This is a genomic window from Pseudomonas sp. URMO17WK12:I6 (assembly GCF_003253625.1).
Taxonomy (GTDB): Bacteria; Pseudomonadota; Gammaproteobacteria; order Pseudomonadales; family Pseudomonadaceae; genus Aquipseudomonas.
The window spans coordinates 184889-209771 of the sequence record NZ_QKYZ01000011.1 but is presented as its reverse complement, the minus strand read 5'-3'; the positions used below and the strand labels follow the sequence as shown (position 1 = coordinate 209771).

At 60.0% G+C, this 24883-nt stretch carries 20 protein-coding genes and 1 tRNA gene; 7 read left to right on the top strand and 14 right to left on the bottom strand.

The window, feature by feature from the left end; all coding sequences use genetic code 11:
- The first annotated feature begins 26 nt into the window (after nt 1-26).
- The gene (locus F475_RS20610) at nt 27-1136 is read left to right on the top strand and encodes a PilT/PilU family type 4a pilus ATPase (RefSeq protein ID WP_111454631.1); all 1110 of its coding nucleotides are present in this window, start codon (nt 27-29) and stop codon (nt 1134-1136) included.
- 60 nt (nt 1137-1196) lie between these two features.
- Here F475_RS20610 and F475_RS20605 read toward each other — a convergent pair whose 3' ends face one another.
- The 11 genes from F475_RS20605 to F475_RS20555 all read right to left on the bottom strand — a co-directional run bounded on the left by F475_RS20605 (nt 1197) and on the right by F475_RS20555 (nt 15530).
- Nucleotides 1197-3152, bottom strand: coding sequence for an acetoacetate--CoA ligase (locus tag F475_RS20605; RefSeq protein WP_111454614.1), 1956 nt, complete (start codon nt 3150-3152; stop codon nt 1197-1199).
- Between the two features lie 152 nt (nt 3153-3304).
- On the bottom strand, nt 3305-4078 hold the full coding sequence (gene hbdH, locus F475_RS20600) for a 3-hydroxybutyrate dehydrogenase (protein ID WP_111454613.1): 774 nt from the start codon (nt 4076-4078) through the stop codon (nt 3305-3307).
- Between the two features lie 7 nt (nt 4079-4085).
- Nucleotides 4086-5477, bottom strand: coding sequence for a GntP family permease (locus F475_RS20595; RefSeq protein ID WP_111454612.1), 1392 nt, complete (start codon nt 5475-5477; stop codon nt 4086-4088).
- A gap of 287 nt (nt 5478-5764) precedes the next feature.
- Nucleotides 5765-7180, bottom strand: coding sequence for a sigma-54-dependent Fis family transcriptional regulator (locus tag F475_RS20590; protein WP_111454611.1), 1416 nt, complete (start codon nt 7178-7180; stop codon nt 5765-5767).
- Nucleotides 7181-7224: 44 nt separating this feature from the next.
- Nucleotides 7225-8805 (bottom strand): ABC transporter ATP-binding protein, encoded by a 1581-nt coding sequence (locus tag F475_RS20585; RefSeq protein WP_111454610.1) that lies wholly within the window; start codon nt 8803-8805, stop codon nt 7225-7227.
- A 14-nt stretch (nt 8806-8819) separates the two neighbouring features.
- Nucleotides 8820-9842 carry an ABC transporter permease gene (locus tag F475_RS20580; RefSeq protein ID WP_177431122.1) on the bottom strand — a complete coding sequence of 341 codons (1023 nt, stop codon included), beginning with the start codon at nt 9840-9842 and terminating at the stop codon, nt 8820-8822.
- Nucleotides 9842-10903, bottom strand: a complete 1062-nt coding sequence (locus tag F475_RS20575; protein ID WP_064617099.1) for a microcin C ABC transporter permease YejB — start codon at nt 10901-10903, stop codon at nt 9842-9844. Before F475_RS20575 ends, F475_RS20580 begins: the two co-directional genes overlap by 1 nt.
- Nucleotides 10903-12771, bottom strand: a complete 1869-nt coding sequence (locus F475_RS20570; RefSeq protein WP_111454609.1) for an extracellular solute-binding protein — start codon at nt 12769-12771, stop codon at nt 10903-10905. The genes F475_RS20575 and F475_RS20570 overlap by 1 nt, the downstream gene beginning before the upstream one ends.
- 135 nt (nt 12772-12906) lie before the next feature.
- Nucleotides 12907-13188, bottom strand: a complete 282-nt coding sequence (locus F475_RS20565; protein WP_007933754.1) for a peptidylprolyl isomerase — start codon at nt 13186-13188, stop codon at nt 12907-12909.
- 95 nt (nt 13189-13283) lie between these two features.
- Nucleotides 13284-14165, bottom strand: coding sequence for a triacylglycerol lipase (locus F475_RS20560; RefSeq protein WP_018927672.1), 882 nt, complete (start codon nt 14163-14165; stop codon nt 13284-13286).
- A 276-nt stretch (nt 14166-14441) separates the two neighbouring features.
- The gene (locus tag F475_RS20555) at nt 14442-15530 is read right to left on the bottom strand and encodes a 3-deoxy-7-phosphoheptulonate synthase (RefSeq protein WP_111454608.1); all 1089 of its coding nucleotides are present in this window, start codon (nt 15528-15530) and stop codon (nt 14442-14444) included.
- A 645-nt stretch (nt 15531-16175) separates the two neighbouring features.
- Between F475_RS20555 and F475_RS20550 the strand changes: the two genes are divergently transcribed.
- The 6 genes from F475_RS20550 to F475_RS20525 all read left to right on the top strand — a co-directional run bounded on the left by F475_RS20550 (nt 16176) and on the right by F475_RS20525 (nt 20706).
- On the top strand, nt 16176-16934 hold the full coding sequence (locus tag F475_RS20550; protein WP_111454607.1) for a carbon-nitrogen hydrolase family protein: 759 nt from the start codon (nt 16176-16178) through the stop codon (nt 16932-16934).
- The gene (locus F475_RS20545; RefSeq protein ID WP_111454606.1) at nt 16935-17378 is read left to right on the top strand and encodes a GNAT family N-acetyltransferase; all 444 of its coding nucleotides are present in this window, start codon (nt 16935-16937) and stop codon (nt 17376-17378) included. It abuts the gene before it with no gap.
- A gap of 127 nt (nt 17379-17505) precedes the next feature.
- Nucleotides 17506-18147 (top strand): UvrY/SirA/GacA family response regulator transcription factor, encoded by a 642-nt coding sequence (gene uvrY / locus F475_RS20540; protein ID WP_008015884.1) that lies wholly within the window; start codon nt 17506-17508, stop codon nt 18145-18147.
- Between the two features lie 2 nt (nt 18148-18149).
- On the top strand, nt 18150-19973 hold the full coding sequence (uvrC, locus tag F475_RS20535; RefSeq protein WP_007933764.1) for an excinuclease ABC subunit UvrC: 1824 nt from the start codon (nt 18150-18152) through the stop codon (nt 19971-19973).
- Between the two features lie 33 nt (nt 19974-20006).
- The gene (pgsA, locus tag F475_RS20530) at nt 20007-20567 is read left to right on the top strand and encodes a CDP-diacylglycerol--glycerol-3-phosphate 3-phosphatidyltransferase (RefSeq protein ID WP_007933765.1); all 561 of its coding nucleotides are present in this window, start codon (nt 20007-20009) and stop codon (nt 20565-20567) included.
- A gap of 63 nt (nt 20568-20630) precedes the next feature.
- Nucleotides 20631-20706, top strand: a tRNA-Gly gene (locus F475_RS20525).
- A 367-nt stretch (nt 20707-21073) separates the two neighbouring features.
- On the opposite strand, the gene F475_RS20520 is transcribed toward F475_RS20525, so the two are convergent.
- The 3 genes from F475_RS20520 to F475_RS20510 are packed head-to-tail and all read right to left on the bottom strand — an operon-like array spanning nt 21074 to nt 24870.
- Nucleotides 21074-21670 carry a sarcosine oxidase subunit gamma gene (locus F475_RS20520; RefSeq protein ID WP_111454605.1) on the bottom strand — a complete coding sequence of 199 codons (597 nt, stop codon included), beginning with the start codon at nt 21668-21670 and terminating at the stop codon, nt 21074-21076.
- A gap of 3 nt (nt 21671-21673) precedes the next feature.
- Nucleotides 21674-24571 (bottom strand): 2Fe-2S iron-sulfur cluster-binding protein, encoded by a 2898-nt coding sequence (locus F475_RS20515; RefSeq protein WP_111454604.1) that lies wholly within the window; start codon nt 24569-24571, stop codon nt 21674-21676.
- Nucleotides 24568-24870, bottom strand: a complete 303-nt coding sequence (locus tag F475_RS20510) for a sarcosine oxidase subunit delta (protein WP_018927680.1) — start codon at nt 24868-24870, stop codon at nt 24568-24570. Before F475_RS20510 ends, F475_RS20515 begins: the two co-directional genes overlap by 4 nt.
- Between the last annotated feature and the right edge of the window lie 13 nt (nt 24871-24883).

Below are 24883 nucleotides of genomic sequence, written 5' to 3'. Positions count from 1 at the left end.
TGAATGCTTCGCGGGTGCTTTTTGCCATGGAAATCGATGCACTGTTGCAGATTCTGGCCAGCCGCCATGGCTCCGATCTTTACCTGTCCACGGGCGCGCCACCCAGCGCGAAATTTGACGGTGTGCTCAAAGCCCTGACCGATCAACCGTTCAAGCCGGGAGAAGTGGCGGCCATTGCCGCGTCCATCATGGACGCCGAACAACGCCTGGAGTTCGATCGGGACCTGGAAATGAACCTGGCGCTTTCCCTGGCCGGGGTCGGGCGTTTCCGGCTCAATATCTTCAAGCAGCGTAATGATGTGTCCATCGTGGCGCGCAACATCAAGCTCGACATTCCACGCTTCGAAGACCTTAACTTGCCACCGGTGCTGCTTGAAACCGTGATGCTCAAACAAGGGCTGATGTTGTTCGTCGGTTCGACCGGCTCGGGCAAGTCGACCTCGCTGGCGGCGCTGATCGATTACCGCAACCGCCACAGCAGTGGCCATATCATCACTATCGAAGACCCGGTCGAGTTTATCCATCGGCACAAGAAGTCGATCGTCAATCAGCGCGAGGTCGGCGTCGATACCCGCAGTTTCCACGCCGCGCTGAAAAACACGTTGCGCCAGGCGCCGGACGTGGTGTTGATCGGCGAAATCCGTGACCGCGAGACTATGGAGCACGCGCTGGCGTTTGCCGATACCGGTCATCTGGTAATTTCCACGTTGCATGCGCACAACGCCAATCAGGCGCTGGATCGGGTGATCAATTTCTTTCCTGAAGAGCGCCGGGGGCAGTTGCTCAACGACCTGGGCAACAACCTCAAGGCGTTTGTGTCCCAGCGTCTGGTGCGTACCCGCGACGGGCAGCGCCGGGCGGCGGTGGAGGTGATGCTGGGCACACCAACCATCGGTGACCTGATCCGGCGCAATGAGTTTGGCGAACTCAAGGGGATCATGGAGAAGTCTTCAGAGGTGGGGATGCAGACGTTTGACGGGGCGCTGTTCGCGCTGTTTGCCGAGGGCGCAATCGATGAGGCAGAGGCGTTGAAACATGCTGATTCGGTGAACAATCTGCGCTTGCGCCTGAAAATGCACGCCGAGGCCACGCCTGGCCCCCATACGCCGCCGGGCGAATGGGGGTTGATGGACTGAAGGGGCCGATGCTGATCAAAAATGTGGGAGCGGGCTTGCTCCCACAGTAGGTCTACGGCGTCAGTCGTTCAGTTCGGGGCGGTTTCGAAATTGCTCCAGGGCTTCGGGGTTGGCCAGTGCATCGGTGTTCTTCACCTTCTGGCCATGCACCACGTTGCGCACCGCCAGTTCGACCACCTTGCCGCTGATGGTCCGCGGAATGTCCGTCACCGCGACAATCTTCGCCGGCACATGCCGTGGCGTGGTGTTGGCGCGGATGACCTGGCGGATCTGTTGTTGCAGCGCTTCGTCCAGCTCGACGCCTTCGCGCAAGCGCACGAACAGCACCACTCGCACGTCATCCTGCCATTGCTGACCGATGGCGACGCTGTCCAGCACCTGCGGGACTTTCTCCACCTGACGGTAGATTTCCGCCGTGCCGATGCGTACGCCGCCGGGGTTGAGCACCGCGTCGGAGCGGCCGTGGATCAGCATGCCGCCATGGGGCAGTTGTTCGGCGTAATCGCCCTGGGCCCAGACGCCGGGGAACAGGCTGAAATACGAAGCGCGCAGCTTTTCCTGTTGCGGGTCGTTCCACAAGCCGATGGGCATGGCCGGGAAATGCCGGGTGCACACCAGTTCGCCTTTTTCACCGATCACAGGCTTGCCATCGTCGTTCCACACTTCGACCGCCATGCCCAGGCTCTTGCATTGCATCTCACCACGGCGCACCGGCAGGACCGGGTTGCCAATCACAAAGCACGAAACGATATCGGTGCCGCCGGACATCGAAGACAGGCACAGGTCGGATTTGAACGTGCGGTAGACGTAATCGAAGCTTTGCGGCGACAGCGCCGAGCCGGTAGACAGGATGGTTCTCAGGCTGCTCAGGTCATGACTTTCGCACGGCTTCAAGCCATTGCTTTCCAGCGCTGTGAGGAATTTCGGGCTGGTGCCGAAGACATTGAGGCGTTCGTCGTCGATCAGGTCGATCAGGCGCTCCGGCCCTGGATGAAACGGCGAGCCGTCGTACAGCACCACGGCGCTGCCGACGGCCAGCGCCGAGACCAGCCAATTCCACATCATCCAGCCGCAGGTGGTGTAGTAGAACAAACGGTCACCGGCACTGAGGTCGGTGTGCAGGCCATGTTCCTTGACGTGTTGCAGCAGCACGCCGCCGGTGCCGTGCACAATGCACTTCGGTACGCCGGTGGTGCCGCTGGAGTAGAGGATGTACAGCGGATGGGCGAAAGGCACGGGAACGAATTGCGGCTCGCCGCCCGGGTCGTAAAAATCGTCCCACAGCGTCACGTTGGCCTGGCAGCGGAAATCCTCGATGCGCGCTTGAGGACGCGCATAAGGCACAACAATCAATTGCTGCAAGGACGGCAACTGTCCGAGGATTTCATTGACCTTGGTGGTCTGGTCGATCTCTTTGCCGGCGTAGCGGTAACCGGCGCAGGTGATCAGCACTTTCGGTTCGATCTGGCCGAAGCGATCGATCACCCCGTGGGTGCCGAAGTCCGGTGAAGAACAGGACCAGATTGCACCCAGGCTGGTGGTGGCGAGCATGGCCACCAGGGTCTGCCAGGTGTTCGGCATACACGCTGCCACGCGGTCGCCGAGGCCGACACCGGCGGCTTTCAGGCTATTTTGAAAACCGGCGACGTGACTTGCCAGTTCGGCCCAGGTCAGCTGTTCCCGTTGGCCGTTTTCACCAATGGCGACCACGGCCACGGCATCGTCACGACGGCGCAGCAGGTGTTCGGCGAAGTTCAAGGTAGCGCCGGGGAACCACTGCGCGCTGGGCATTTGCGCGCCTTCGATCAGCACCGCGTCTGGCTGATCGTGAAAACGGATGTCAAAGAAATCGACGATGGCCTGCCAGAAGGCTTCACGCTGGTCGATGCTCCATTGGTGCAGGGCAGGGTAGTCGGCGATCCCAAGGGTGTGTCGCTGATTGACGAAACGCCGGAAGGCCTCCATGCGGCTCTTGCCGATGCGCTCGGTGCCGGGTTGCCAGAGGATGTCGGACATGGCTTGGCCTCTTCTTGTTTATGCATCACACACAGGCTTTTGTGGCGAGGGAGCTTGCTCCCGCTGGACAGCGCAGCTGTCCCAAAACCTATTTACGACTGCTTCGCAGCCGAACGGGAGCAAGCTCCCTCGCCACAGGGTCCGGCGGCAGGCTACTGCGCCAACCACCCACCATCTATATTCCACGCTGCGCCACGCACCTGGCTACCGGCTTCGCTGCATAAAAACAGCACCAACTCACCCAGCTGCGGCGGCGTCACGAATTCCAGGGAGGGCTGTTTCTCGGCCAGCAAATCGTGTTGCGCCTGCTGCGGGTCAATCCCGGTCGCGGCGCGATCATCAATCTGCTTCTGCACCAGCGGCGTCAGCACCCAGCCTGGGCAAATGGCGTTGCAGGTAACGTTGGTGGTGGCGGTTTCCAGGCCGACCACTTTGGTCAGGCCGATCACGCCATGCTTGGCCGCGACATACGCCGCTTTACCCACCGAACCGACCTGGCCGTGCACCGAAGCGATGTTGATGATGCGTCCCCAGCCCTTGGTACGCATGCCCGGCAGGCTCAAGCGGGTGCTGTGGAACACCGACGACAGGTTGATCGCAATAATCGAGTCCCAGCGCTCCACCGGAAAATCTTCCACCGCCGCCACGTGCTGGATGCCGGCGTTGTTGACCAGGATATCCACGCCGCCGAACTCACGCTCGGCGTACTCGATCATGTCGGCGATCTGTGCAGGGTCGCTGACATCGGCCGGGTGATGGCCGACCTTGCCGCCGAATTGTTCGACCTCAGCGATCACCGAGGACGCATCGCCGAAACCGTTGAGGATCAGGTTGGCGCCGGCCTTGGCCAGGCTCAGGGCGATCCCCAGACCGATGCCGCTGGTGGAACCGGTGACCAGTGCGGTCTTGCCCGAAAGAGTCGTCATGAATACCTCACACAATGCCAGTGGCGTAGAAAGTACCGATCACCACAAAAACAGCGAGTGTCTTGATCAGCGTAATACAGAAAATGTCTTTGTAGGCCTCGCGGTGGGTCAACCCGGTGACCGCCAGCAAGGTAATCACCGCGCCGTTGTGCGGCAGCGTGTCCATGCCGCCACTGGCCATCGCCGCGATCCGGTGCAGCACTTCCAGCGGAATATTGGCGGCGTGGGCAGCGCTGATGAAACTCTCGGACATCGCCGCCAAAGCGATGCTCATCCCGCCTGACGCCGAGCCGGTGATGCCGGCCAGCAAGGTCACGGTGATCGCTTCATTGACCAACGGGTTGGGAATGCTCTTGAGCCAGTCCGAAAGCACCAGAAAACCTGGCAACGAGGCGATCACCGCCCCGAAACCGTATTCCGACGCAGTGTTCATCGCTGCCAGCAATGCGCCGCTGACCGCACTTTTACTGCCTTCGGCCAACTTGCCACGAATCGCCTGAAAGCCGAACACCAGCACCATGACGATGCCGACCAGCAAGGCCGCCTGGACCGCCCAGATCGCCGTCAGCTTGGCGATGTCGGTGGTCACCGGGGCGGCCATGCCCGGCAGCGAAAGGCTGTGGGTCTTGCCGTACCACACAGGAATCCACCGGGTGAACAGCAGGTTCATCAGGCCCACCAGCAACAGCGGCGACAGCGCGATCCACGGATTAGGCAGCTGGATGTCCGGTGCGGTTTCCGGCTCGTTGCGCAGTTCTGAGCCGTAACCTTCACCCGTGCGCTGGGCCTTGTTGCGCTGGCGCTGCAGAAACAGCATGCCGGCACAGAACACGAAAATCGTGCCGATCACACCCAGCCACGGCGCCGCCCAGGCGGTGGTGTTGAAGAAGGTGCTGGGGATGATGTTCTGGATCTGCGGCGTGCCGGGCAGGGCGTCCATGGTGAACGAGAACGCGCCGAGGGCGATGGTCGCCGGGATCAGGCGTTTGGGAATATTGCTCTGGCGGAACATCTCGGCGGCAAATGGGTACACCGCAAACACCACCACAAACAGCGACACACCGCCGTACGTGAGCAGGGCGCAGACCAGCACGATCACCAGCATCGCCTGACGGGGGCCGAGCAAGCGAATCGCCGCCGCGACGATGGAGCGGGAGAATCCCGACAACTCGATCAGCTTGCCGAACACCGCGCCGAGCAGGAACACCGGGAAATACAGTTTGACGAAGCCGACCATCTTTTCCATGAACACCCCGGTGAAGACGGGGGCTACGGCGGAAGGGTCGGTGAACAGGACGGCGCCGAGGGCGGCGATCGGGGCAAAGAGGATAACGCTGTAGCCACGGTAAGCAGCCACCATCAGCAGCGCGAGGGCTGCCAAGGCAATGATCACACTCATGGTGTGTCTCTCCAGGATTGTTATTTTTGTAGGGTGAAGCTTGGTGGGAGGGCTATAGCGGGTTTCGTGCCAGCTATCTAAGCTATTGAAATATAAGGAGATTATTTGTTTGTGAAGTGATTTTGGTGATTTTTGTCTCTGTATTGAGATTTCTGGCGATTGTGCTGACGCGTTCGCGGGCAAGCCTCGCTCCTACGGGAGTGTGGTTATCTACGAAATTGCACGACCTGTAGGAGCGAGGCTTGCCCGCGAAGAGGCCCTATCTACCAATAGAGATGCATGTCTCTTTATAGAGACTCAGCAATCCCCAGCGCCGCCATCTTCTTGTACAGCGTCGACCGCCCCAGCCCCAACCGCGCCGCCGCTTCGATTACCTTCCCACCGCATTGCGCGAGGGTCGATTCAATCAACTGCCGATCAAACCGTTCGCGAGCCTCACTGAAGGTTTCATGGGCAATCGGCTCAAGGGGCAGAGGCGCCGCACGCTCCACCGGGGTAAAGCTGCCAATCGCCGCGCGGATATCCGCCGCGTTCAGCATCAAGTCATCACTGAGCAGCGCCGCCCGTTCCAGCACGTTGCGCAGTTCACGAATGTTCCCCGGCCAGGCGTGTTGCCCCAACAATTCCAAGGCTTCGCGGTTCAATTCGTGCTGGCTGCGCAGTTCCTCAAGGATCGCTTCACTGAGGGCAGGAAGGTCGTCGAGGCGATCACGCAGGGGCGGGACCTGGATCGGCAGCACATTGAGGCGGTAATACAGATCGGCGCGAAACTCGCCGCATTTGATTGCCGCCACCAGATCGGTGGAGGTGGCGGCGATCACTCGCACATCACTCTGAATCACTTCGTTGGAGCCCACCGGTTCGAATTCCTTCTCCTGCAACACCCGTAGCAACTTGCTTTGCAGCGGCAGCGGCATGTCGCCGATTTCGTCGAGAAACAGCGTGCCGCCCTGGGCGATTTGCAACTTGCCGGCGCGGCCCTTGCGATCGGCGCCGGTGAACGCGCCGGGCGCGGTGCCGAAGAACTCGGCTTCCAGCAGCGACTCGGGAATCGCTGCGCTGTTGATGCTGACGAAGGCTTTATGCGCCCGGGGTGATGCGCCGTGGATCGCCTGGGCCAGCAGTTCCTTGCCGGTGCCGGTTTCACCGAGCAACAACACCGGCGACTCTGCACTGGCGCTGCGTCGGGCGCGGCGTTTGACTTCGAGGCTGGCGGCGCTGGTGCCGATGAAGTGCGCGAAGTTGTACTTGGTCTGTCGCGCCCGCAGTAGAGAACGGGTGGACGCCAGTTCTTCCTGCATGCTCAGGTAGCGCTTGAGCATTGGCGACAGGCTGCGCAATTCGTCGAACAGGGCAAAACCGATGGCGCCGATCACCGCGCCGGCATCGTCGTGAATCGGCAGGCGCATCACCACCAGCGGTTCCTTGGGGGTGTCTTGCATGTCCAGCAGGATCGGCCGTCCGGTACGCACCACCTCGCGCAACAGGCTGCCGGGGATCACGCTTTCACAGGCCCTGCCGATGGCGCCTGCGGCCGACTCCAGGCCGAATCGCCGGGCATAGCGCTCGTTCATCCAGACAATGTTCGCATCGCGGTCGACAATCACCGTGCCTTCGCTCGATTGCTCGATGATCTCGAACAGCGAGCGGATCGCCAGGGTGCGAACGCGCTGGTAGTCCTTGAGGCTTTCGGTGGTGTTCATCGGGGTGTCCATTTTTGGAAATCAAGATCAAAAGATCGCAGGGATTATGCCAACCCCGGATGCGCCGCCGCCAACAGCTCTTTGGTGTACGGGTGCTGCGGTGATTCGAACACCGTGTGGCTGGCGCCGCTTTCCACCACTTTGCCGTCCTTGATCACGATCATGTCGTGGGCCAGGGCACGCACCACCGCCAGGTCGTGGCTGATGAACAGGTAGGTCAGGCCATATTTCTCCTGAAGCTGGCGGAGCAGGGCGACCACTTGTTTTTGCACCGTGCGATCGAGGGCCGAGGTCGGTTCGTCGAGCAGGATCAGCGCCGGTTTGAGCACCAGCGCGCGGGCAATGGCAATGCGTTGGCGCTGCCCGCCGGAGAACTCGTGCGGGTAGCGATGACGGCTTTGCGGATCGAGGCCGACTTCTTCCAGCACCCGGATGACCTGGGCTTCGCATTGGGCAGGGGTGGACTGGCTATGGACCTCAAGGCCTTCACTGATGATCTGCGCCACGGACATTCGCGGGCTGAGGCTGCCAAAAGGATCCTGGAATACCACCTGCATCTTCTTGCGCCATGGCCGCAGTTGCTTTTGCGTCAGGCCATCCAGCGCCTGCCCCTGAAAGCGAATGCTGCCTTCGGAATCAAGCAAGCGCAGGATCGCCTGACCGAGCGTGGACTTGCCTGAGCCGGACTCACCGACGATGCCCAGGGTCTTGCCGCGCTGAACGTTCAGGCTGATGCCGTCCACTGCGCGCAGGTACGTCTTACGCTGGAACAGCCCGCCACCGAGGGTGAACTGCACTTGCAGATTCTCCACTTCCAGCACGTTTTCACGCTCGTCCCGGGGCAGGGCTTCACCTTCCGGTTCGGCGTTCAGCAGCACACAGCTGTATGGGTGTTTCGGCTCGGTGAACAGCGTTTCGCAAGGTGCCTGCTCGACGATTTCCCCAGCGTGCATCACGCACACCCGCTGGGCCATGCTGCGCACCAGATTGAGGTCGTGGCTGATCAGCAGCAGCGACATGCCAAGCTGCTGTTGCAGGGATTTGAGCAGCCGCAGGATCTTGCGCTGCACCGTCACATCCAGCGCGGTGGTCGGCTCGTCGGCGATCAGCAATTCCGGTTCGCAGGCCAGGGCCATGGCGATCATTACCCGTTGTCGCTGGCCGCCGGACAGTTGATGAGGGTAGGCCTTGAGCCGCTCTTCGGGCTTCTGGATGCCCACCAGTTGCAGTAATTCCAGAATCCGCGCTTGCGCCGCTTTGCCACCCAGCCCTTTGTGCAGCAGCAGGGTTTCGCCGATCTGTTTCTCGATGCTGTGCAGCGGATTGAGGGAGGTCATCGGCTCCTGGAATATGATCGCGATCCGGTTACCGCGCAGTTCGCGCAAGACGTTAGCGTCGGCGCCGATCAATTCCTGGCCGCGATAGCGAATGCTGCCGGTGGTTTGCGTACCGTTTTCGGGCAGCAGTTGCAGGATCGAGTGGGCGGTCACCGACTTGCCGGATCCGGACTCGCCGACCAGCGCCAGGCATTCGCCGGGGTGGATGTCCAGGCACAGGTTGCGCACCACGGTCTGGCCACTGAAGGCTATATTGAGGTCACGGATTTCGATCAGGTTGTCAGTCATGTCACCAGTCCGCTTCAAGAACGAGGGTCAAAGGCATCACGCAACGCCTCGCCAATGAACACCAGCAAAGAAAGAATCAGCGCCAGGGTGAAAAACGCCGTCAGCCCCAGCCACGGCGCTTGCAGGTTCTGCTTGCCTTGGCCGATCAACTCGCCCAGGGACGCACTGCCGGCCGGCATGCCGAAACCGAGGAAATCCAGCGCCGTGAGGGTGGAAATCGCCCCGGTCAGGATGAACGGCAGATAACTCAGGGTGGCGTTCATTGCGTTGGGCAGAATGTGTCGCACGATCACCTTGCGGTCGGTCAGGCCCAACGCACGGGCGGCTTTGACGTATTCCAGGTTACGCCCGCGCAGGAACTCGGCGCGCACCACATCCACCAGGGCCAGCCAGGAAAACAGCGCCATGATCCCCAACAGCCACCAGAAATTCGGCTCGACGAAGCCCGACAGAATGATCAGCAGGTACAGCACCGGCAGCCCCGACCAGACTTCCTGCAAGCGCTGACCAAGCAAGTCGACCCAGCCGCCGTAATAGCCCTGCAATGCACCAGCGGCGATACCGATCAAGGCGCTGATAAACGTCAGCATCAGCGCAAACAGGATCGACACCCGTGCCCCGAAAATCACTCGCGCCAGCACGTCCCGGGCCTGATCGTCGGTGCCCAGCCAGTTGACCTTCGACGGCGGACTCGGCGCCGGTTGATTGAGATCGTAATTGGGCGTGTCGTCGCTGAACGGGATCGGCGCAAACAGCATCCAGCCGTCGCCCTTGTGAATCAGCTTCTGCACGTAATCGCTGCGAAAATCGGCCTGAAACGGCAACTGGCCGCCGAACTCTTGCTCGGTGTGGCGTTTGAACGCCGGGAAGTACAGCGAGCCCTGATAACTGAGCACCAGCGGTTGGTCATTGGCGATCAGTTCGCCGCCCAGGGTCAGCAGGAACAAACCGATAAACAACCACAGCGACCACCAGCCCCGGCGGTTTTTCTTGAAGCGTTCAAAACGGCGACGGCCCAGCGGCGAGAGTTTGAACATCAGGCGTTCCTCGCGGCGAAGTCGATACGCGGATCGACCAGGGTGTAGCACAGGTCACCGATGATTTTTATCAGCAGGCCGAACAAGGTGAAGATGAACAGCGAACCGAATACCACCGGATAGTCCCGCGATACCGCCGCTTCGTAACTCATGCGACCCAGGCCATCGAGGGAGAAAATCACTTCGATCAGCAGCGAGCCGGCGAAGAAAACGCTGATAAAGGCCTGGGGAATTCCCGAGACCACCAGCAGCATGGCGTTGCGAAACACATGGCCGTAAAGCACCTGGCGTTCGCTCAAGCCCTTGGCCCGGGCGGTGACCACGTACTGGCGGGTGATTTCATTGAGGAAGGAATTTTTGGTGAGGATGGTCAGGGTCGCAAAGCCGCCGACCACTAGCGCCGTTACTGGCAGCACCAGGTGCCAGAAGTAATCGGCGATCTTGCCCACCGTCGACAGCGAATCGAAGTTGTCCGAGACCAGGCCGCGTACCGGAAACCAGTTCAACGAGGTGCCGCCGGCGAAGACCACGATCAGGAACATCGCGAACAGGAACGCCGGCATTGCGTAACCGATGATGATCGCGGTGCTGCTCCAGATATCGAAATGGCTGCCGTGGTGCACGGCCTTGCGGATGCCCAGCGGAATCGACACCAGATAAGTGATCAACGTCGCCCAGAGCCCGAGGGAAATGGTCACCGGCATTTTATCCAGGATCAGGTCGGTGACCGTGGCACCGCGAAAAAAGCTCTTGCCGAAGTCGAGGTGGGCATAGCTCTTGAGCATCAGCCACAAGCGTTCCGGCGCTGGCTTGTCAAAGCCGTATTGCTTTTCGATCTCCTTGATCAGCTGCGGATCGAGCCCACGGCTGGCCCGAGAACTGCCGTGCATGGTCTCACTGGAACCGCCGCCGATACTTGCGCCACCGATGCCTTGCAGGTGTGCGATGGCCTGTTCCACCGGGCCACCGGGCGCGGCCTGGACGATGGCGAAGTTGACCAGAAGAATGATCACTAAAGTCGGGATGATCAGCAGCAAGCGCCGCAGTACGTAAGCCCACATCAGTGCGACCCTCCGGATTTGCCGCGCTTGATGAGTTCGGCGGTCATCTGTTCGTTGGTCAGGGGGGTGGAGCTGACTTCCCACCAACTCTCGATGGCTTCGTCATTGCTTGCTTGTACAGAGGGAATGCCGAAGCGGTTCCACCACACGGTCGAACTGCCGGGCGGGTAATAGTTGGGAATCCAATAGAAGTTCCATTGCAGGACACGGTCCAGGGCATGGGCGTAGCGCAGCATGTCGGCCTGGGTGTTGGCGCGGACCAGGCCGTTGATCAACGTATCGACCGCCGGGTTCTTCAGCACCATGTAGTTGTTGGAGCCCGGATCGCTGGCCGCCGCCGAGCCAAAGTAGTTGTACAGCTCGTTACCCGGCGAGTTGGTGACCGGGTAGCCGGTGACGATCATGTCGTAGTCCCGGGACATCAGGCGGTTGACGTACTGGGAGGCGTCGATGCGACGAATGTTCAGGTCGATGCCGATTTGTTTCAGGGTGCGCTTGTAAGGCAGCAGCAATCGGTCCATGCCGTTCTGGCTGATCAGGAAGGTGAAGCTCAGCGGTTGGCCTTCGGCGTTGACCAGTTGATCGCCATCGGGTTTCCAGCCGGCCTGTTCGAGCAGGTCCAGGGCTTGCAATTGCTTGTCGCGAATCACGCCGCTGCCATCGGTTTTCGGTGCTTCGAAGACCTGAGTGAAGACTTCGTCGGGGATCTGCCCGCGCAGCGGTTCGAGAATCGCCCGCTCACCCGCGTCGGGCAGTTGTCGGGCGGCGAGCTCGGTGTTGGAAAAGAAACTCTGCTGGCGGATGTACAGGTCGCGCATCATCTGCCGGTTGCTCCATTCGAAATCCCAGAGCATGGCCAGCGCTTGGCGCACGCGGCGGTCCTGGAACATCGGGTTTTGCAAGTTAAATACAAAACCCTGGGACGGTTGTGGTGCCTGTGTCGCCAGGTGGGCTTTTTGCAGGCGGCCGTCGCGCAAGGCCGGACTCTCGTAGCCGATGGAGTAGGCGGTGGCGGAGAATTCGCGGTTGTAGTCATAGGCGCCGCCACGCAGGACCTGACGGGCGACGTCGGTGTCGCCGAAGTACTCGATGCTGAAATGATCGAAGTTGTAGAGGCCGCGGCTGACCGGTAAATCCCTGGCCCACCAGTCGGCGTTACGCTCGAAGGTAATGCTGCGCCCTGAGTCGACCTTGCTCACGCGGTACGGCCCGCTGCCCAGCGGCGGCTCGTAACCGCCACCGTTGGCGAAGTCGCGGGTCTTCCACCAGTGTTCGGGAAGCACCGGCAAAGTGGCGATGTCGAGGGGCAGGGTGCGGTTTTCGTTGCTCTTGAAGTCGAACCGAATGGTTCGCGACGATTCCACTTCGACGCCTTTGACGTCGGCGAATTGCGTGCGATAGCGCAGGCTACCCTGGGTCATCAGGAGGTCGAAGGTGTAGCGCACGTCTTCGGCGGTGATCGGCTTGCCATCGGCGAAACGGGCCTTCGGGTTCAGGTAGAAACGCAGGGACAGTCCATCGTCGGAACGCTCCATCTGCTGCGCCACCAGGCCGTACACGGTGTAGGGTTCGTCCAGTGAACGCACGGCCAGGGGCGAGTAGATCAAGCCATCGACTTGTGTGACGCCAATCCCTTTGTCGATGTACGGCAGGATGTGGTCGAAATGACCGATTTCCAGCGCCGAGCGACGCATCGTGCCGCCCTTGGGCGCTTGCGGGTTGGTGTAGTCGAAATGACTGAAACCGGCGGGATACTTCGCCGGTTCACCGTACACGGTCAACGCCTGTTGCGGTGCAGCGCTCACACCGGCGGCGCCCAACAGCAGGGCCACGGCAGTGAACAGTAAAGTGGGGAAAGCCAGTCGCATTGTCAGCCTTAGAGCCGGGTGATCGATAAGCACAATTTGTACGCTAGCGGCGCGTCCCTCGCCAGCCGTATCACGTAACGAAAACACAACGGCCCACCAAAAGGCGGGCCGTTGTGGAGAAAACTCAGGGGTTGATCAGTCCTGACGGCTGGTCACTTCCAGCAGGTGGTAACCGAACTGGGTCTTGACCGGGCCTTGCACCACGTTGATTGGCGCGCTGAAAACCACGGTGTCGAATTCCTTGACCATCTGGCCTGGACCGAACGAACCCAGGTCACCGCCCTGGCGGCTTGATGGGCAGCTGGAGTTGGCTTTGGCGACTTCGGCGAAATCGGCGCCGGCTTCGATCTGGGCCTTGAGTTCGTTGCACTTGGCTTCGCTGGAAACCAAGATGTGGCGGGCGGTGGCTTTGGCCATGGGAAAATACTCCATTCAATGTTCAGTAAAGTGCGGAGCCTACCGGATTCAGAGGGCTATTTCTTCTCAAAATGCCGTCCAGCTTAAGGCATTGTCTAAAGCCCGGCATTTCTTAAGCGTTCGGCATGTTGCACATACAGGTCAATGGGGTCGATGCCCTTGCGGACTTGACCTGTGGTCTGGCTGAGGCTGTCCAGATGATCCAGCGGATAGTCGGAACGGATCACTTTACCCAGATGGGAGCTGAACCGGCCGACCATGCCGTCATTCTGCTCGGCTTCGGTGGTGAAGTAGTGGGAGAAGGCCCGCAGGAACCCGTGCAGCGGGTTGAGCGCATAGAGCCCTTCGTCGAGGATGTTTCCCTGCAGGGTGCCGCTCCAGGAGTAGTAGCGTACGCCGTTCACCAGTTCGCGACCCTTGCCGCCCCAGGTTTTCGGCAACCCTTGGGGGTACTTGTCGTTGAAGGCACCAACGCCTTCGGTGGTCAGCGCGTTGAGTGCGGCGATGGCGTTCTGCGGCAGGTGCCGGTTGCCGCTGAGCAACGACAGGAAGTCGGCGAACAGGGTGGCCACCGCTCCGGCGACCTGTTCCGGCAGGCGCCCGGGCGTCAGCGCCTTGCGCAGGAAGTCGGCCAGTTCCGAGCCGTGGTTCGGCCCGCTGACCGATGTCACCGAAGCGACCATCTGTGGCGCCAGCGCCCCCGCATATCGTGCAGCCAGTGCGCCCTGGCTGTGACCGATCAGATTGACTTTGCTTGCACCGGTTCCTTGCAGTACCCGTTCGATCTGCACCAGCAACTGTTCGCCACGGGTTTCATTGCTGTGGGTCGCCGACAGGTGCGGGATGAAAACCCTCGCACCGGCGCTTCTCAAGGCCTGTTTGACGTCATGGAACAGTTCGAGTTTGCCGATGCGATCGAAGCCGAAGAGCCCGTGGACCAGCAGGATCGGATAGTCAGTGGTTGCATTCCGTAGCATGTACATTTCCTTTTTCGCAGTAGGTCAGGTGTGTGCTCAAGGGGGCACTCTAAAGCACACCCACCGCTCGGCGATGTATGAAAAAGCCGCTGTAACCTGATGAAAACGGAATAGAAATGGTACGAAAACTCGAATGAGCGTGAGGTCTTGGTCGGAATATCCGGACATCTTTTTAACGATGGCCGAGATATTTCTTTCAATGACCTACCTCTGGTAGGTCATTTTTCCGTGCAAACCGACCCGATCGCGCTGCATCGCGGTTCTCGGCGACACGGCTTACTTTGGCTGCTGAGCGCTTCGTTGTGCACGAAGTCGCTCGGCTCCCTGCAACAACAATTGTTCCGTCCCGGTCCAGCCAAGGCAGCCGTCCGTTACCGACACCCCGTACCGCAACGAAGGGCTCAACGGTTGGCAGCCTTCGAACAGATGACTCTCAATCATCATGCCGACCAGCGAGCGATCACCTTGCAGGCGTTGTTCCAGCACGTCGTTGAACACGGCGGGCTGACGTAACGGATCTTTACCGCTGTTGGCGTGGCTGCAGTCGACCATGATCCGCGCCGGAATCTTGAGTCTGGTCAAGTCGCTGTGCACTTTGGCAATGCTGTCGCGGTCGTAGTTCGGCCCGCGATGGCCACCGCGCAATACCAGGTGAGTGTCGGGGTTGCCCGGTGTCTGGATAATCGCAGGATGGCCCTGGCTGTCGACACCGAAATGGCGGTGCGGATGAGCGGCCGAGCGCATGGCGTCGCTGGCGACAGCCACACCACCATCGGTGCCGTTCTTGAACCCTACCGGCATGCTCAGGCCACTGGCCATTTCCCGATGGATCTGCGATTCGGTGGTGCGGGCGCCGATCGCGACCCAGCTCAGCAGGTCGTCAAAGTAACCGGCGGCCATCGGTTGCAGCAGCTCGGTGGCAACGGGCAGGCCCAGTTGGAGCATTTCGCGCATCAATTCGCGGGACAGGGTCAAACCGCCCGCCATGTCATCGCTGCCATCCAGGTGCGGGTCGTAGGCCAGGCCTTTCCAGCCGACCATGGTGCGGGGTTTTTCGACGTAGGCGCGCATCACCAGCAGCATCTCGTCGCCGACTTGTGCAGACAGACGGGCCAGGTTGGCGGCGTATTCGAGGGCAGAACGTGGGTCGTGAATCGAGCAGGGACCGACGATCACCAGCAGACGGGAGTCTTCACCGTTGAGGATCGCGCGGACGGCCTGGCGGTGGGCGGCGACTTGTTGGGTCAGGGCATTGCTGAGTGGCAGTTGCTGTTTGAGTTGCAATGAGCTGGGCAGACGCAAGGTCAGCGCTTCATTGGCAGGGCTCAAGGTGGACAGCGGCAGAGCAGAGACGGACGAGTTCATATTCGGGCTTCCTGGGCTGGCGGCGGGTTCGTCCCGCGCGCTCGGCCCTAGTGGGGTGTTCGACAATTGGCCGGATTGGCTGCGTGTGTGTGCTTGCCACCTGTGGGTGACCGATCGGAGGCGGCAGGCTGTCCCGAGCGGAAGCTGGTAAATCGCCAGGCGGTAAAAGTGTCGTAACGGTAATAAGTGGCGTAATTCATGTCGTAAATCCTCAAGTTGTCTGGTGTGACGCTAAAAATGTTCAGGGCTGAAAAAACAAAACCCCCGGTCGGGAGGCCGACCGGGGGTAGAGAATTCTCTGGTGGCGACCCGTTTAAAGTGGGCGCCGTGTGGGTATCAGGCGCGCCAGTGGCTAAACCAATACCCAAAATAAAAGCTGACCGAAGCACAAACGTCATTCACCCGGGCAGCCGCATCCGAGCGCGAGGCGCTGGCGGTACGAAGCGGTGAGAGGGCGTTGAACATGGTCTGTCTCCGATGAATGAGCCGAGCTTACTAGAGGCCGGTACGCGGATTCAATCAGAAAATGCTATCGGGCATCACGGGGCGTTTCTATCGGTTGGGTAGGTCGGGAGTTGTGACACACTTTACGCAGCGGGCGGCGTGTAACCGGCGTCCAAACCATCAACGTCACAAGGACGAACCATGACGACACTGACCATCGCCGCCGCACAATCGATCTCTGTCGCCGGTGATCTTGCCGCCAATATTGCCCGGCACCTGCGCTTCATGCAGGTTGCCGCGGAGCAGGGCGTGCAATTGCTGGTGTTTCCAGAACTGTCGCTGACCGGCTACGAGCGCGGTCTGGCAGCGGAGCTGGCCATCGCGCCAGACGCCAGAGTGCTGCAACCTCTGCGCGATTTCGCGCGGGAGGTCGGTGTGACCAGTGTCGTCGGGATGCCGATTCGTCTGTCGGACGATTCGCCGGTGTTGATCGGTGCCCTGGTGTTGGGGGCCGATGGTTTGCTCGAGATCTACAGCAAACAGCATTTGCACCCAGGGGAGGAGGTGGCATTTGCCCCGGGAACAGGCGGTTCGACATTGAAGATCGGCACCGACACCGTCGCGTTGGCGGTATGCGCCGATTTTTCTCACGCCAGTCATGCAGCCGCCGCGGCACGGCAGGGCGCTGATCTTTATGCCGCGGGCGTGTTGATTACAGAAAGCGGCTACGCTCCAGATACCGCACTGTTGCAAGGTTATGCCCGCACCCACTCGATGGCGGTACTGATGGCCAACCATGGTGGCGCAACGGGTGGCTGGGAGTCGGCAGGGCGTAGTGCAATCTGGGCGGCGGACGGCTCGTTGGTTGCGGCGGCACCGGGGACGGGGAATCTCATGGTGGTTGCTCGTCGCAATGCTGACGGCTGGAAGGGGCAAATCGTGACTGTCGCGGAGGCTTGAATGGGGTTCGAATTGCGCCCGGCAACGTCTCGTGACCTGGACTTCGCGCGTGACCTGACTTGTCGAAATATGCTGCGCTACTACATTCAACATGAACTGTTGTGGCAGGACGAGGCTTTCGATGTTGCTTGGGAGGGACGCGAAAACTGGCTGATTGTGCGTGATGACACACTGATGGGGTATGTCAGCCTGAGCCGTGACGCCAGCGCCTTGTATATCCGCGAATTGCATTTACTTGACGCGTGCCGGGGGCAGGGCGCCGGTTCGTGGGTGATCGATCAGGTATTCGCCATGGCCTGCAAGGAACGGCGCCTGGCATTGCGTCTGACCGTATTTGAAAATAATCCGGCAAAAATACTTTACGAGAGAAAAGGACTGAAGGTGGTCGGCAAGGACCAGTGTTTCCTGAGAATGCAGCGTGATATCAATGGACTGCATCGCTGAAACACACTGCCAGCAAGCCTCGCCAGAAGAATTGACACTTTTTATATGCTGCTTTCCGCTAGGTCTGCCAGTCGCTTTTTGCTAAGGTGTCCGGCAACCCAATAAGACCAAATCGCGAGGTGTCTGCTTGATTAGGGTGCTAGTAGTCGATGACCATGATCTCGTTCGTACAGGCATTACACGAATGCTGGCTGACATCGATGGCCTGCAAGTAGTCGGTCAGGCCGAGTCGGGAGAGGAATCCCTGCTCAAAGCGCGTGAGTTGAAACCCGATGTGGTGCTGATGGACGTCAAGATGCCCGGGATCGGCGGTCTTGAAGCCACGCGCAAATTATTGCGCAGTCATCCCGACATCAAAGTCGTCGCGGTCACCGTGTGCGAAGAAGATCCGTTTCCAACCCGCCTGTTACAGGCAGGTGCCGCGGGCTACCTGACCAAGGGCGCCGGATTGCCGGAAATGGTCCAGGCCATTCGCCTGGTGTTTGCCGGGCAACGCTATATCAGCCCGCAAATTGCCCAGCAACTGGCGATCAAATCGTTCCAGCCAACCAACGATTCGCCGTTCGACGCCTTGTCTGAGCGGGAAATCCAGATTGCGTTGATGATTGTCGGCTGTCAGAAGGTGCAGATCATCTCCGACAAACTGTGCCTGTCGCCAAAAACAGTGAATACCTACCGTTACCGTATTTTCGAAAAGCTTTCGATCAGCAGCGATGTCGAGTTGACGCTGTTGGCGGTTCGTCACGGCATGGTTGATGCCAGCCTCTGAAAATGACTGAAACCTTCGATCCAAGTGCTTTTCTGTCGACGGTCAGTGGGCGGCCGGGTGTCTATCGCATGTTCGACAGCGATGCCCGTCTGCTTTATGTCGGCAAAGCCAAGAATCTCAAGAAACGTTTGGCGAGTTACTTCCGCAAAACCGGTCTGGCCCCCAAGACCGCCGCGCTGGTAGGCCGTATCGCTCAGGTCGAAACCACCATCACGGCCAACGAAACAGAGGCCTTGCTACTCGAGCAGACGCTGATCAAGGAATGGCGCCCGCCGTACAACATCCTGCTGCGCGACGATAAGTCCTACCCTTATGTCTTTCTCTCGGATGGCCAGTTCCCGCGTTTGAGCATCCATCGCGGAGCGAAAAAGGCCAAGGGCAAGTATTTCGGCCCTTACCCCAGCGCAGGAGCGATCCGCGAAAGCCTGAGCCTGCTGCAAAAGGCTTTTTTTGTACGTCAGTGCGAAGACAGCTATTACAAGAACCGCACGCGACCTTGCCTGCAATACCAGATCAAGCGCTGCAAGGCGCCGTGTGTCGGCCTGGTGGAGCCTGAGGTGTATGCCGAAGATGTTCGCCACTCGGTGATGTTTCTTGAGGGGCGCAGCAATGCGTTGGCGGACGAATTGTCCGCGGCCATGGAGGAAGCGGCGGTCAATCTGGAGTTCGAACGGGCCGCCGAATTGCGCGACCAGATTTCATTGCTGCGCCGGGTCCAGGACCAGCAGAGCATGGAAGGCGGGACGGGCGATGTCGATGTGATCGCAGCGTTCGTCAATCCGGGTGGCGCCTGTGTGCACTTGATCAGCGTACGCGGCGGCCGGGTGTTGGGGAGCAAGAACTTCTTCCCGCAGGTGGGTATTGAAGAAGACGTTTCCGAAGTCATGGCGGCGTTTCTCGGTCAGTACTTCATCAGCAGCCCCGAACGCGACTTGCCGAGCGAGCTGATCGTCAACGTGGTTCACGAAGACTTTCCGACCCTGATTGCGGCCATTGAAGAGCTGCGCGGTCGTGAACTGACCATCAGTCATCGTGTACGGGGCACCCGCGCGCGCTGGCAGCAATTGGCGGTCACCAATGCCGAACAGGCGCTGGGCGCACGTCTGGCGAACCGGCAACACGTCGCGGCACGTTTCGATGCCCTGGCCGAAGTGCTGAGCCTGGACGAGCCGCCGCAACGTCTCGAGTGCTACGACATCAGTCATTCCAGTGGCGAGGCCACCGTGGCGTCGTGCGTGGTGTTCGGCCCGGAAGGCCCGATCAAGTCCGACTACCGCCGCTACAACATCGAAGGCGTCACGCCAGGCGACGACTATGCCGCGATGCACCAGGCCCTGACCCGACGCTTCAGCAAGTTGAAGGACGGAGAGGGCAAACTGCCGGACATTCTGCTGGTCGACGGCGGCAAAGGTCAGCTGTCGATGGCCCGTGACGTGCTCAATGAGCTGGCCGTGCCCGACCTGATTCTGCTGGGCGTGGCCAAGGGGGCGACGCGCAAGGCCGGTTTCGAAACCTTGTACCTCAACGATGCGGCCCATGAATTCACCTTGCGCGGTGATTCCCCCGCGCTGCATTTGATCCAGCAGATCCGCGACGAAGCTCACCGTTTCGCCATCACCGGGCACCGTGCACGGCGCGGTAAAACCCGCCGCACCTCGACGCTTGAGGGGGTTGCCGGTGTAGGACCGACACGTCGACGGGATTTGTTGAAACATTTTGGTGGATTGCAGGAGCTGTCTCGTGCCAGCATCGAAGAGATCGCCAAAGCACCCGGGATCAGTAAAAAGCTCGCAGAGTTGATTTATGCAAATCTGCACAGCGAGTAGAATGCCCAACTCACCTCGTAGCCAGTTGTGTCGATGAATATCCCTAATCTGATTACCGTTCTACGCGTCCTGCTCATCCCGATCTTCATTTTGCTGTTTTACTTGCCTTACCACTGGAGCTATCTGGCGTCGGCTTCGGTTTTTGCCTTTGCCGCCGCGACCGACTGGCTGGACGGGTATCTGGCCCGACGTCTGGAACAAAGCACACCGTTCGGGGCTTTCCTCGATCCTGTTGCGGACAAGCTGATGGTCGCCGTTGCGCTGGTGCTGCTGGTGCAAGAACACGGCAACCTGTGGCTCACACTGCCGGCCGCCGTCATCATCGGTCGCGAGATCGTCGTATCGGCGCTGCGCGAGTGGATGGCCGAACTCGGCGCCCGTGCCCATGTGGCGGTATCGAACCTGGGCAAATGGAAAACCGCCGCGCAAATGCTGGCGCTGGTGATCCTGCTGGCCAATCCGTCGGACTTCAGCTTCTGGGTCCTGATGGGCTACGCTTTGCTGATGGTGTCCGCTGGCCTGACCTTGTGGTCCATGGTCCAGTACTTGCGGGCCGCCTGGCCGCATCTGAAGACGGATGTGGAAAAGAAATAAAACTTTTTTGAATCAAGGGGTTGACGGGGCATCTGGATTCTATAGAATGCGCCTCACCAAGACGCGGGAATAGCTCAGTTGGTAGAGCACGACCTTGCCAAGGTCGGGGTCGCGAGTTCGAGTCTCGTTTCCCGCTCCAAATACAGAAAAACGCCACTCATTGAGTGGCGTTTTTTTTTGCGCGCTATTTTGTTGTCAGCATTGAAAAAAGAGGCTTTTGCCTCTTTTTTCGTTCCAGCGAGTTCTGCTGAAAACCATTATCAGCCACGCTTTTTTTTGTACGTTAAAACGTACATCGAAATCCTAGCTGAAGCGTCAGTACTACGTTGCTCATTTATCGTGCGTTCACAGAAGCGAATTCGCTACACTGAAAAGCTAAATTATTGGGGCGTTGTTAATCGCCGGTGCAGCGTGTACAAGCGGCATTGTCATCACTGTTGGCATCTGCCCATACATGCTTAGAACGGAATTTTGTCTCAGCATGCATGACCAGTAGGGCGGCAGAGTCAGCGCGTTGTCACAGCCGTAGCCAGACCTGAATACTCCTGCATTGCATCCTCCAACGCCCCCCGAAAATACGCTTTCGACGCCCGATCACAAAGGATGTGCAAACTCGCCTGATGCGCGGTACCGGCGTTGATCACGATCACGTTGATGCGCGCCGCCGACGTCTGTGCCACCGTCCCCGGACCGAATGTCTGGGGACTCAAGTCAGCGCCACAGAGCTTGGCCATCACCTCGCTCGGACATTCCCCTGTCAGCTGAAACCAGGCATGACTGTCCTGACGCGGCAGCAGGTAATTGGCCTGATGATCGAGTTCCCAGCGGGCTTCTTCATCGGCCATCCGTTCGCCCTGATCTTCTGGACTGCCCAGCAGTAAGTACTCGGTCTGCGACAGTCGCGCAACTAGGCTGCCATCGGCCTGGGCCACGGCGCGGTTGGGCGCGTCCGGCAGGACGAAGCCTCGGTTGCGCAAGTACTCGGCACTGTGTGCGCCGCGAAAGCCGACCCGAGGCAGGTCGGTCAGGTCCACCAGGCAGTACTCCGGCGAAGGCGCCAGGGCTTGCTGACTGACGCTAGGTTGTTCTCTCAGACTGGTCATGACTCAAAGTTCCTGGCGTTGATTATCGGGATCGAAGAAAGGCAATTTCACCACTTCGGCCTGGACCACGATGCCGCCTTCGACGCGGATCGGAATCCGTTGCCCAGGCGTGCTCTGGTCGATGCCGGCGTAGGCCAGGCCGATGATCTTGCCCAGAGAGGCGGAATATTCGCAGGAGGTGACGTTGCCGCTGATGTCCGGGCCGTTGAGCACCAGATGGCCTTCCAGTGGTTGTGGGCTGCCCTTGGGCAAGGTGAAACCGACCAGTTTGCGTTTCAGCGGCTGGGCTTCGAGGATGTCCACCGAGCGGCGACCGACGAAGAATGGTTTGGTGCGACTGACCGCCCAGCCCATGTCGATTTCCGCGGGGTGGGTCATGCCGTCAGTGTCCTGACTGATGATCACATGGCCTTTTTCCAGACGTAGCAGGCGTTGGGTTTCCACGCCGAACGGGCGGATGTCATGCACCTTGCCGGCCTCCATCAGCGCGTCCCAGAGCTTGAGTCCGTGGCGCGCCGGGACGTGGATTTCATAGCCCAGTTCGCCGACAAAACCGACCCGCAGCAACCGAGCCTTGATGCCTGCCACCGTGCCCTGGCGCACTCCCAGATAAGGGAACGCTTCGGCACTCAGGTCCAGGTCGCTGCAGACCTGTTCCAGTACCTTGCGCGAGTCGGGGCCGGCGACGTTGACCGCGCAGATAGCCGCGGTGACGTTGGCAACGTCCACGTCAAGGCGCCATTGCGCATTCCACTTGAGCATCTGCTGATAGATTCGGTCGACACCGCTGGTGGTGGCGGTGACGTAGAAATGGTTCTCGGCAAACCGCGCGCAGACGCCGTCGTCGATCACCACCCCGTGCTCATTGGTCATTAGCGCGTAGCGGGAACGGCCGACTGGCTGCTTGAGGAACGCAAAGGTGTACATCCGGTTGAGCAGTTCGGCGGCGTCCGGACCGCGCACATCGAGGCCGCCCAGGGTCGAGACGTCAATGAGGCCAACCTTGTTGCGCACGTGCAGGGCTTCGGCCTGCATGCACGCCTCGCGATCCTTGGCGCTGCCGTAGTAGGCCGGACGTTGCCAGATGCCGGCGGGCATCATCTTCGCCCCGGCTTGCAAATGGCGCGCATGCATCGGCGTTTGCCGATAGGGATCAAAAGCGCGACCGGCGACATGTGCCAGTTTCTCGGCAACAAAGGGCGGCCGAGCGGTGGTCACCCCGGTTTCGCTGATGTTGCGCTGGGTCGCCCAAGCCACCAGACGCGCAGTCGGCAGTGCCGAATGTCGTCCCTGGGACGGGCCCATGCCTACGGTGGAGTAGCGCTTGACCAGTTGCACGTCGCGGTAGCCGATTTTCGTTGCATTGACGATGTCGGCCACTTGCAGATCCTCGTCAAAGTCGACGAAATCCTTGCCCTTGGGATGAGGGAAAATCGGCCAGTTGAAGTTGACCCGAGCTTCGCCGCTGAACGGCGCGCGTTGCGCGCCGACTGTCAGGCCGAGGGCGAGGGCGGCGTCAGTACCGGCATTCACGCCGTCGGCGATCACGTTGTCCAGTTGGTGGCGACCATTGACCGAACCGGCAACGGCGAGGTTCTGTGGCAGGCCATTGAGAGTGAACTCCGCACGCTGGTCGTCATAGGCCAGTTTGCCGCCGGCCTGGCACAGCAGTTGATAGACCGGCATGTAACCGGCTGACATGCACAGCAAATCGCAATCCAGGTGGTGCCCACTGTCGGCGACCTGACCCTGTGCGGTGATCTTGCGCACGTCGACGCCAGTGACATGGCGCATGCCTTTTTCGTACAGGGCTTCGTACACCGTACTGTTGCTCAAACAACGAATTTTGCGCTTGGCCAACGCTTCGGACAGGGCTGCGTCGCCGGGTCCTGTACGGAGGTCCACCAGAGCGGCCACTTCCACGCCTTGATCATGCAGATCGAGGGCGGCGAGATAACCATCATCGTTACCCGTCAGCACCACGGCGCGTTTGCCGGGTTTGACCGCATACAGCTTCATCAGCCGTTGCGCGGCGCTGGTCAGCATCACGCCCGGCAGGTCGTTGTTGCGAAAGATCACCGGTTGGTCGAAAGAGCCGCTGCACACCAGGCACTGGCGGGCACGCACCTTGTACAGGCGCTTGCCCTGAATCAGCGGCAGGTAGTTGTCGGTGAACCAGGCGTTGCAGGTAGCTTCTGTGAGTATCTGGATGTTGGCGTGCTGTTGCACCGCAGCGAGCAATTCGCGGCGTAGGTTTTCTGCTCTTTTACCTTCGATATCGAAGCGGGCATAGGTCAGCGAGCCGCCGAGAATTGGCTGCTGCTCGATGAGTAGAACCTTGGCTCCGGCATTCGCTGCAGTGAGGGCCGCGTACAGGCCGGCGGGTCCTGCGCCGATCACCGCCAGATCGGTGAACAGATAGGCCTTGTCGTAGTACTCGGGTTTGAAGGTCAGGTCGAGTACACCGAGGCCAGCCTTTTTGCGAATGATCGGTTCCCAGACCTTCCACATGCCTTTGGGTTTGTAGAACGAGCGGTAGTAGAACCCCACTGGCATGAATTTGGAAAACTTGCCCAGGTAAGCATCGCGGTCATTGTCCAGCGAGCCATTGACGTTCTGCGCCGTGACTTGCAAGCCGGCGGACAAAGCGTGTGCATCGGCCAGGACGTTAGGTTCTTCGGGCAGTTGCACCAGACTGTTGGCGTCTTGGCCGGCCATGGTCAGCGGGCCACGCGGGCGATGGTATTTGAACGAACGGGAAATCAGGAAGCGTCCGTTGGCCAACAAGGCGCTGGCGATGCTGTCGCCTTGCAAGCCCTGATAACGGTCGCCGTCGAAACTGAAATCCAGCGGCTGATCGCGGTTAATCAGCAGGCCCATGGGGGCGGGTAGGCGGTTCATCCTGCGATCTCCTTGGCAATTGCGCTGAACTCGACACGGGTGCTGAACAGTTCTTTAGGGTCGAAGGTGCGCAGGATTTCATCGCTGACGGTGTGACGTTCTGCCAGAAACCAGTAGCTGGACGGTGTATGCATCCACCATTCGCGCACCACGCCGGCGAGGTTGTCGGTGTTGAACACGTAGTCGGCCCATTCGGCATCGCTGCAATTAACTGGGTCGGGCATTGGCTTGAACTCACCGCCATAGGTGAACTCGCTGATGTTGCGCGGCCCGTTGAGCGGGCAATTCATGATTTTCATCGTCTGCTCTCCG